Below are 8,526 nucleotides of genomic sequence, written 5' to 3' on the forward strand. Positions count from 1 at the left end.
GGTACGCCTCGCGCAGTTCGCCGCCGACCACGTCCGGGTCGGCGGCCAGCCGGGCCCCGCAGACGTACACCACGCGGACGCCCAGGTACTCCATCCGGTGCTGGCCGCCGCGCACCCAGGCGGCCTCGCCCTCGCTCACGCAGCGCAGCTCCGAGTCCACCTCCACCGCGACGCCCCGCTCCGGCCAGTAGAAGTCCGGGACGGCGATGTACGTACCGCCGCGCATCCGCAGCTCGGGGGCGCTCAGCGGCGCCGGCAGCAACCACTCGTCCACCAGGCTCCCCAGCCGCTCCAACACCACATCCCGCTCGGTGGCGAGCAGTTCATCCAGTGCGGCACGCACCCGTGGCTCGCAGGTCAACCCGCAGTCGGTCAGCTCGGCCACCAACTCCCGCACCGTGCAGTGGTTCCCGGGCAGAGCGAGGGCCTCCCTCAGCACCTCGCGCACCGGAGCCGGGCCGCCCGACGGCTCCGCCGTCCACTCGACCAGCGCGTCGGCCACCGCCCGGGCCACCGGCGCACAGGCCAGCCCGTGCACCGAGCGGGCCACCAACTCCCGTTCGGTGCGCCGGATCCGGACCTCACCGACGTCCTTCAGCCGGCGCTGCCGGGGCACCAGGACGTCCACCCCCGTCACCGCCGGCAGCCGGGGCACGACGGTGAAGCCGTACAGCGCCAACGCGGCCGTGCCGGTGATCACCGCACCCTCCCGGCGACCCTCCTCGCGACCGTTCTGCGCGGCGTACAGCAGCGCGGCCCACATCCGCTGCTCAGGGGTGGGCTCGGCGGCCTGCAGCAGGTAGACCCTGGGCAGCATCCGCTGCCAGGGTCCGCCCCGGCGGCAGTGCTCGGTGATGATCCGGGCCGGCACGCCCCGGGCGCGCAACTGGCTCGCGGTGACGACGTTCTGCTGACGCTTCGCCAGCTCCTCCAGGGACGGCGGCGGAGTCGGAATCCGGTAGCTCATGCCGACACCATCCCCAACCCCCCGGACCCGCGACCGGGACCCTGACGCACTGTTACCCAACCGTCGCGAAACCGGGATCAGCCCGCACTAAAGTCCTCATACCCTCACTCATTTGGAGTAATTGACGCTCATCAGGTTGTCATACGTGATCGAAAACGATCGTCGACCTGGTCGCCTGACCCAGAGTGATCAAAGGCATACGGCGAGGGATGCCCAAGGCGTCAATCCCGCCCCGGGGATTGCCTAGGCTTACGTCATGTCACGTGACGAGACCGCCGGCCTCCGCGCGGCCCAGCTCCGCCTCGGCCGCCTGCCCGGATACGTCCGCCGCCCGGACCCCGCCCGCCGCAGCGGCGAAAAGGGCCATACGTACAAGAAGGGCTGGGAGGTCCGCTTCACCGCCCGCAGTGAGGCCGAGATAGCAGAGATCCGCGACCTCGTGGTCGCCGCCGGGTTCGCCCCGGCCAGGCCCTTCTTCAAGGGCCATCAGCTCATCCAGCCCGTCTACGGCATGGCCGCCGTACAGGCCTACCTGGCCGCTAGACAGGCTGCCGAGGAACACGCCGCCCGGGCCGCGCTCGGCCGCCGACGACGGGCCCCGGGGCAGCCCGCCGGGGAGCACGCCCCCGGAGCCGTCACGGGCGGCGGGCACACCCCGGGGACGCACGCCCCGGGGACGCACGGCTCCGGGGCGCTCTCCGCCGGTCCGCACGGCTCCGCAACGCACGGCTCCGGGACGCACGGCTCCGGGACGCACGGCTCCGGGACGCACGCCGCAGGCGCCGCGCACCGGCGCGAGCGCGAGGAGGCCGCCGCCGGAGCAGCCGCGGCGGCTGCGGCCGCGGCCGCGGCAGTGGCACAGGCGGCCCGGCGACGGGCCGTCGAAGCCTTCCCGACCCAGGTCGAGCGGGACACCGCCGTCGACCGGATCACCCCCACGGAGGCCCGTACGACCTCCTGACCGGCGGCCGCTCCGCCCGCCCTCCCGCCCCGGCCGGTCCCGTTCAGGCCGGTCCCGTTCAGGCCGCCGGGGCGCGGTCGATGTGCCCGGCCCACCGCATCGGCCGTCCACCGCATCCGCAGTGCGCCCACTCCGCGCCCGCCGTCAACGCCACGCGCACGACCGTCACCGCGATGACGACCGTGCCCCCGTCCGTGGTGATCTCCGCGACGATCGTGAGTGCGGTTGTGCGGGTGGTTGTGCGGGCGCAGGTTCGCGCCCTGAGCGTGGACGCCAGCCTCCTCAGGCCCTACGGTGTCACATCAACTGCCTTGCAGCCACAGCCGTCCTACGCACTCTGACCAGCTGCGACACGCTCGCACCTACGAGTCCCCCGCCACTGCGCAGTACTGCCCCGCCGGCCCTCGCCGGCCACCTTCCCGGCCGTCCCGCCGCCGCGCCGCACCCGGTCGCCACCGGAACCGGCCTGGCGGCGGCGGGTTCCGGGCATTCCATCGGATTGGTCACCCAGCGCACCGAGGGCCTACCGTAGAGTGAGCACAGATGATCGACCGTCAGAAATCCATCTCCCTTTCCGAGAAGCCGAGATGACCAACCGTCACGAGAGTTCCGCCGAGTCGCCCCCGGGGCCCGGCGAGCCGGCGGACGTACCACTGGAGTTCACCGCGTTCTGCGAACTCCACCGCCCCCGGTACCTCAGCTATGCGCGCGTGTGGCTCACCGAGCACGCCGCCGCGGCCATCGCCGTCCAGCAGGCCTTCGCGGAAATCGCGGTGCACTGGCGGGAGTTGATGGGCAGCTCCAACCCGACCGCGCACGCCTGGGAGATCCTGCGCGGCACCGTCGCCGAACACACCCGCCGGGTGACCGCCGACCCGGGCCGGCACCCGGCCGAGGACGACCTGGCGATCCTGCACTACGTCGTCGGCCTCGCCGCCCCCGAGATCGCCGACGTCATCGGCACCGACGCCGCCAGCGTGGCCGGACGGCTGCGCCGCACCATGCTGCGCGAGGCCTCCGGCTGGTGACCCCGCGCCCCCGCCGCCGCCCCCGGCCCGGCCTCAGACCCGTTCGCCCGTCACGTCGAACAGATGGTGCACCGGGTCGTGGATCAGGTACCGGGCGAACGACTCGACCGTGAACCGCGCCCCGTCGCTGCGGTTCCCGGTCCGCCCCCACTGCTCGCCGGCCACCCGCTCGAAGGCCCCTGCGAGCCTCTCCGCGGCCTCCGCCAGCTCCCCGGCCACCGCCTTCGGGTCCTGCTCCCCGTAGCGCTCGGCGACGGCCGTGTCGTCCTGGTCCCAGTTCGGGAACAGCGGGTCCTCCCGGTCCAGCATCAGGCCCAGCCGGACCTCGAACAGCCGGAAGACGTCCCGGACGTGGCACGCGTACTCGAGGTCCGACCACACCCCCGCGGCGGGCCTGCGGCGCAGTCCGTCCGCCTCCCCCGCCAGCACCGTCAGCCAGCCCTCCGCATTGGCCCGGACCATCCCGGCAACGTCCTCCCGGACCACCCGCGGAGTGTCCAACCCGCAGTCGGGACAGGGGCGTTCCAACACCCAGGTCCAGTCCTTGGTGTCCGGGACGATCCCGGCGTCGGTGCTGTCGGTGGCGGCGATCGACGTGCTCTCGGCCGGCGTGCTCTCAGAAGCGCTCATGGGCCCAGCATCTCCACCACCCGACAAGCCCCACCAGTGGCAATGACGCCAGCGATCGCCGAAATGCTGCCACCCCCGGCGCACCCACCGGCGCATTCCCCCATCACGCGCCCCCATCCCCGCGCGCACTCCAGCCCGGTGCGCACCCGCACCACCGGGATCAAAGACATGGACGAACCGGAAACCGGCCCGCCATCCTGGACGCCATGACCGCCGACACCACCAACCTCGCCGACCTCGCCGCCCTCGCCGTGAAACCCACCCTGCACGGCCCCACCATCCGGCTCGTCCCCCTCGACGAACGGCACACCGACCCGATGTGGGAACTCTGCACCGACAAGACGACCAACCGGCTCACCGGCACCCGCACCGCCTTCACCCGCGACCGGATCCACCAATGGTGCGCCACCCGCCCCGACCAGCCCGACCGCCTCGACCTCGCCGTCGAGGACCCCACCACCGGCCGCTTCCTCGGCGAAACCGCCCTCACCGACGTCGACCCCGACAACTCCTCCGCCAGCTTCCGGATCGCCCTCACCCCGGACAGCACCGGCCGTGGCATCGGCACCGAGACCACCCTCCTGGTCCTGCGCCACGCCTTCGAAACCATCCGCCTCAACCGCGTCCACCTCGAAGTCTTCGAGTACAACGAACGCGCCGCCCGCGCCTACCGCAAATCCGGCTTCACCCTCGAAGGCCGCTCCCGCCAGGCCCACCACTGGGACAACCGCTACTGGGACGTCCTCCAGATGGCCGCCCTACGCGACGAATGGCTCGCCACTCACTGATACGACCCCCCACCAGCCGCCCCCCGCCGCCGCCGCGCCCGCACCACGAGCGCCACGACGCCACCGACCACCAACACCAAACCCCCGGCCGCCACCCCCACCCCGACCCCCACCCCGCTCCCGCTGCTCCCGCGGTCCCCCTCGGGGACCATCGGCTCCACGGAGGGCTCGTCGGTCTCCTCAGTCACCGGAGGCGGGGTGCCCTTCGCTTCCATTCGCCCGATCAGGGGATTCTCCCGAGACCCGTTGTCCACGGCCGGATTCGCTTCCAGGGCCTTCGCCGGCGCGACGAGCCCGTAGCCGTACTGGTTGTTGGGCACTACCGCCCCGTTGGCGGGCGGAGAAGCCGACTTGATCATGCGGTTGATCACCTGTCCAGCGGACAGATTGGGGTACTTGGACCGAATGAGCGCAGCGGTGGCGGCGACATAGGCGGTGGAATCCGAGGTGCCGCTTCCGGTGACATACGCCATCGAAGACTTCGCAGCCGCGTGGTAGATCCCCACCCCGGGCGCTACGAGCGTCGTCTCAGGACCTGACGTCGACCGATCCCACACAGACCCGTTGGAATCCACTGCCCCGACCGCCACCACTCCGGGGAAGGCAGCCGGGTATCCGACCCCCAGGCTTGACCCGGTGTTGCCCGCGCCGGAAACCAGCACGACATCCTTTGAAACCGCGTAGTTGACGGCCTTTCTCAGCTGCGAGTCCCAACGGTAGGACCCGGAGAGGGAGATGTTGACGACCTTCGCGCCGTGGTCCGTCGCGAATCGAATCGCCGCTGCGAGTTCGTTCTGACCCGTGTCAGAACCTTGCGAAGAACCAGGATCCGGCGAAGGACTGGAGTTGTCGGCATCTGTTGTCACCCTCACCGGAAGGATCTTCGCCTTCGGGGCCAGCCCCATCACCCCTGCCTGATCGCCGTGCCCGTGTCCTGCGATCAGGCTCGCCATCCCCGTGCCGTGACCGTCACTGTCCACTCGACCGTCCGTATTACCGCCGGAGAAGTCGGCCCCGGAAAGCACCTGTCCGGTCAAGTCCTGGTGATCCTGGTTCACGCCGGTATCGATCACTCCGACAATCACGCCGTCGCCCTGACTTACCGGCCAGACCTTCGTCTCCGCTTCGAGGGATTTCAACGCCCACTGCTGGTCTCTGGCCTGGTCGGCCGATGCCACCGGCGTGGCCGAGCCCAGCATCAGTACCCCGGCAGCCAGAGCCGCCGCACCACGCGCCAACCGGCGGCTCGTCAAACCTGGTCACCCCACTCAGTGAGGCATCCCGCAGGCCGTCGACCTGCGGGATGCGATCAGATCACCCGTCCGTTCCCGGACCGGTTCATTTCACCACGTTCGGATTCCTGGGCTTTTCCAACGCCCAGGTCTCCTCATCCTCGACGAGATAGTCCGGCCGCTTGCCGTCCTTCCCCTGGTCCTTCTTACGTCCTTGTGCTCCGCTCATCGGGACACCGGGAGACATACCGTTCGCGCTTGCGACCCCCGACTCACCCCTGAGCCGGTTTCGCGCTCCAAGTCCGGATCCGCCTTCCGTGAAAGCCTGCTTGCCTTGTACTCCACCGGGCTTCGCCGTCTCCCCGACGACCCCACCAGGCCGTGCCAGAGGTTGCCCGGCCTGCTTTCCGCCAAGCGCTCCGCGGCCTCCGGTACCGATGCCCGGATGGACCTCGCCAGCACTGCCGCTAGCCCGCCCTCCACGCTGTCCGGGCCCCTCGACAGGCGTCACCCCGGCCGAGATCTCCCTACCTCCTGGGCCGGACTTTCCCTGACCCACGATCGGCCCGACCGGGGATATGGTCGTCGGGCCCGTGGACCGAGGGACGTCCGGCCCGCTGCCGGCCCCGAACGGCCCAGTGGCAGGGCCTCCGGTGTGCACGGGATCCAGCCCCGAGGTCTGGATCCCGGCAAGTGACGGACTCGGGACACTTCCGGTCGAAGGTGCAACCGGCTTGCCGTAGACACCCGCACCGGAGCCGGGGCCGGGAGGCACCGACGGCTTTGCCGGGGCTTGCGCCGTACCGCCCTTGATGCCCGAGTCGCTCGGAGCCGGCGCGCTCCTCGCGACGGATCCGGCGGTCATCGGCGGTTGGCCGGACTTGCGCTGGGCAGGCGGGACAGTCGTCGCCCGTGTCGACGCCCCCGCCGTTCCCATCGAGGTTCCTGACACCATTGCCGCCGCCATCGCCGCTGCCCCAGTCGGGTCGTCCGTCGAACCGGTGTCGGGGGTTTCAACCCTTCCCGGCCTCTTCGGGTCGTACGGCGGCGGGGGCTTCAGGGCCGGGGTGGCGATGCGGTAGTGCATGGCGAGGGTTTGCATGATGGCGGCCGCTTCGGCCTTCTTGCGGTCGGCGAGGGGGAGGTGTTCGTCGTCGTCGCCGAAGAGGGCGTCGCCGACGGTGTCCTTGACCTTGTCCCAGTTGCCGGGTTCCTCGGGCATGTCGCGCTTGGCCTTGGCCATGGCTTCGGAGGCGGTGTGGAGGATGTTGGCCGCGTCGTTGGCGTAGGCGGCGGCGTTGTTGATGCTGGCGGCCAGGGTGAGCATGCGGGTGTGGAAGGCGTCGCTGGTGGTGCCTTCCCAGGAGGTGGCGGCTTCGGTGCTGGCTTTGGTGAGGGTCTGGCGGATCTGTTTGAGGGTGTCGGCGGCCTTGCGCCAGGGGTCTCCGGCGGCCATCACCGCGCCGGGGTCGAGGGCCTGTGCCATGGTGCGGAGCTGGGCGTGGCTGTACTTGGTGAAGTCGGTGTAGACCACGGGCGGTCGGCCTCCGTTCGGTCCGGGCGGGCGGCGGTCAGACGGTGGCGTTGCCGCGGGTGGACGGGGTGAGGTTCTGCTGGGCCGCGGCCTGGCTGCCGGCGGAGGGGTGGGCGACGGACCAGCCGTCGTCGCCGAGTTTGAGTTTCGCGGCGGCGTGCTGGTCCTGCTCCTCGTAGTTGGTGGCGGTGAGATCGGCCTTCTGCTGGGCCTCGTTCACGGCTTCCTGGAGCTGGTTGAGGACGTCGCGCAGCGCGTCCCGCATGGTGCCGTAGCGGCCGTGGATCTCGGTGGCTTCGGCGAAGGTGCCGAAGGCGTTCTTGCCGATGCCGCTGCGGCCGTGGGTGTCGCTGCCGTCGGCGTGTTTCTGGAAGTCGGCGAGCAGCAGCCGTACTTGGCCGGCGAAGGCGCGGAGTTGTTCGACTTCGATGCGGTAGCCCTGTCCGGCTCCGCCGGTCGATCCGGTTCCGGTGGTCCCTGATCCCATTTCGGCGCCTCCCCCGTGCGTCCGTCCCTGGCGGTCGGGGCCGGGCCCCGGTGTCTCATGTCTAACACACCGGGTCCGAATCCCGCCCGGGGCTTGGTCAGTTCGCGGTCGTCCCGGTCCGTTGGGCGTCGGTGAGGGCGCGTCGGCAGAGCGAGTCGGCGTGCCGGGTGGTTTCGGGGAGGCGGTAGTGGCGGGCGAGTTGGAGGGTGGTGCGGACGGCGGTGTCGAGGCCGGTGCGGTGGCCGACGGAGACGAAGACGGGTTTCACGCCTTCCCTGGTGCGGACGGCGCGGCCGACCTCCTCGCCGGTGGCGGGGTCGGTGAGCGGGGTCCAGGAGCCGCGGGGCGCGTCGGGTTCGTGGTGGTCGAAGGTGAAGGGGGTCTTGGCGACGCCGAGGGTGCGCAGTCCGGTGAGGACGCCGAGGTGGCTGGCGAGGCCGAGGCGGCGGGGGTGGGCGAGGCCGTAGCCGTCGCAGACGACGAGGTCGGGGGTGCGGGTGAGTGCGGCCAGTGCGTCGAGGACGGCGGGGAGTTCGCGGAAGGCGAGGAGTCCGGGGACGTACGGGAAGGCGATCCGGCCGACGGCGGTGGCCTGTTCGACGACGGCGAGGGTGTCGCGGTCGAGCAGGACGGCCGCGGCGGCGACGAGGTCGTGGTCGTCGTCGTAGGCGACGTCCACGCCGGCGACGAGCGCGTCGGGGGCCGGGTCGCCGGGGCCCTTGTCGTCGTGGGCCTGGACGAGCGGGCGCAGCCGCTCCTGTTCGGCGAGTGCCTCGGCCTCGGTGGTGGGCCAGTCGGCGGGGATGGGCATGGTCGGTTCCCCCGGGTGCGGTGGTGTGCGGCGGTGCGTGGTGTCGACGGGTTTCGCCTCACCGTACCGACCGGGCCGGACGACCCCG

Annotated in this window: 9 protein-coding genes; 3 read left to right on the forward strand and 6 right to left on the reverse strand. The window is 71.3% G+C overall.

The genetic code is table 11. The annotated features are described in order from the left end of the window. Positions 1-967 (reverse strand): hypothetical protein (locus ACIQOV_RS15065; RefSeq protein WP_401048705.1); only part of this gene is annotated, 967 nt, incomplete at its 3' end. Positions 968-1,223: 256 nt separating this feature from the next. On the opposite strand from ACIQOV_RS15065, the gene ACIQOV_RS15070 reads away from it, so the two are divergent. Together ACIQOV_RS15070 and ACIQOV_RS15075 are read left to right on the forward strand one after the other, a co-directional pair. Continuing rightward, a complete protein-coding gene (locus ACIQOV_RS15070) occupies positions 1,224-1,928 on the forward strand; it encodes a hypothetical protein (protein WP_401048707.1) in 705 nt (234 codons plus the stop codon). 587 nt (positions 1,929-2,515) lie between these two features. After that, complete coding sequence (locus tag ACIQOV_RS15075) at positions 2,516-2,956, forward strand: hypothetical protein (protein ID WP_401048709.1); 441 nt, start codon at positions 2,516-2,518, stop codon at positions 2,954-2,956. Positions 2,957-2,989: 33 nt separating this feature from the next. On the opposite strand, the gene ACIQOV_RS15080 is transcribed toward ACIQOV_RS15075, so the two are convergent. Beyond that, complete coding sequence (locus ACIQOV_RS15080; protein ID WP_401048711.1) at positions 2,990-3,586, reverse strand: DinB family protein; 597 nt, start codon at positions 3,584-3,586, stop codon at positions 2,990-2,992. 206 nt (positions 3,587-3,792) lie between these two features. Here ACIQOV_RS15080 and ACIQOV_RS15085 point away from each other — a divergent pair, with 206 nt between their 5' ends. Beyond that, entirely contained in the window at positions 3,793-4,374 is a 582-nt protein-coding gene (locus ACIQOV_RS15085; protein WP_401048712.1) for a GNAT family N-acetyltransferase, read from the forward strand. On the opposite strand, the gene mycP is transcribed toward ACIQOV_RS15085, so the two are convergent. From mycP to ACIQOV_RS15105, 4 genes are all read right to left on the reverse strand, one after another. Beyond that, positions 4,368-5,573, reverse strand: a complete 1,206-nt coding sequence (gene mycP / locus ACIQOV_RS15090; RefSeq protein WP_401048714.1) for a type VII secretion-associated serine protease mycosin — start codon at positions 5,571-5,573, stop codon at positions 4,368-4,370. The two genes, ACIQOV_RS15085 and mycP, sit on opposite strands and share 7 nt — an antisense overlap. Before the next feature lie 139 nt (positions 5,574-5,712). Then, positions 5,713-7,140, reverse strand: a complete 1,428-nt coding sequence (locus ACIQOV_RS15095; protein ID WP_401048715.1) for a hypothetical protein — start codon at positions 7,138-7,140, stop codon at positions 5,713-5,715. A gap of 37 nt (positions 7,141-7,177) precedes the next feature. Further along, complete coding sequence (locus ACIQOV_RS15100) at positions 7,178-7,627, reverse strand: hypothetical protein (protein WP_380545597.1); 450 nt, start codon at positions 7,625-7,627, stop codon at positions 7,178-7,180. Between the two features lie 97 nt (positions 7,628-7,724). After that, entirely contained in the window at positions 7,725-8,438 is a 714-nt protein-coding gene (locus ACIQOV_RS15105; protein WP_401048717.1) for an endonuclease V, read from the reverse strand. Positions 8,439-8,526 lie beyond the last annotated feature (88 nt).

It is taken from the genome of Kitasatospora sp. NPDC091257 (assembly GCF_044757675.1).
Classification (GTDB): Bacteria; Actinomycetota; Actinomycetes; order Streptomycetales; family Streptomycetaceae; genus Kitasatospora; species Kitasatospora lactacystinica.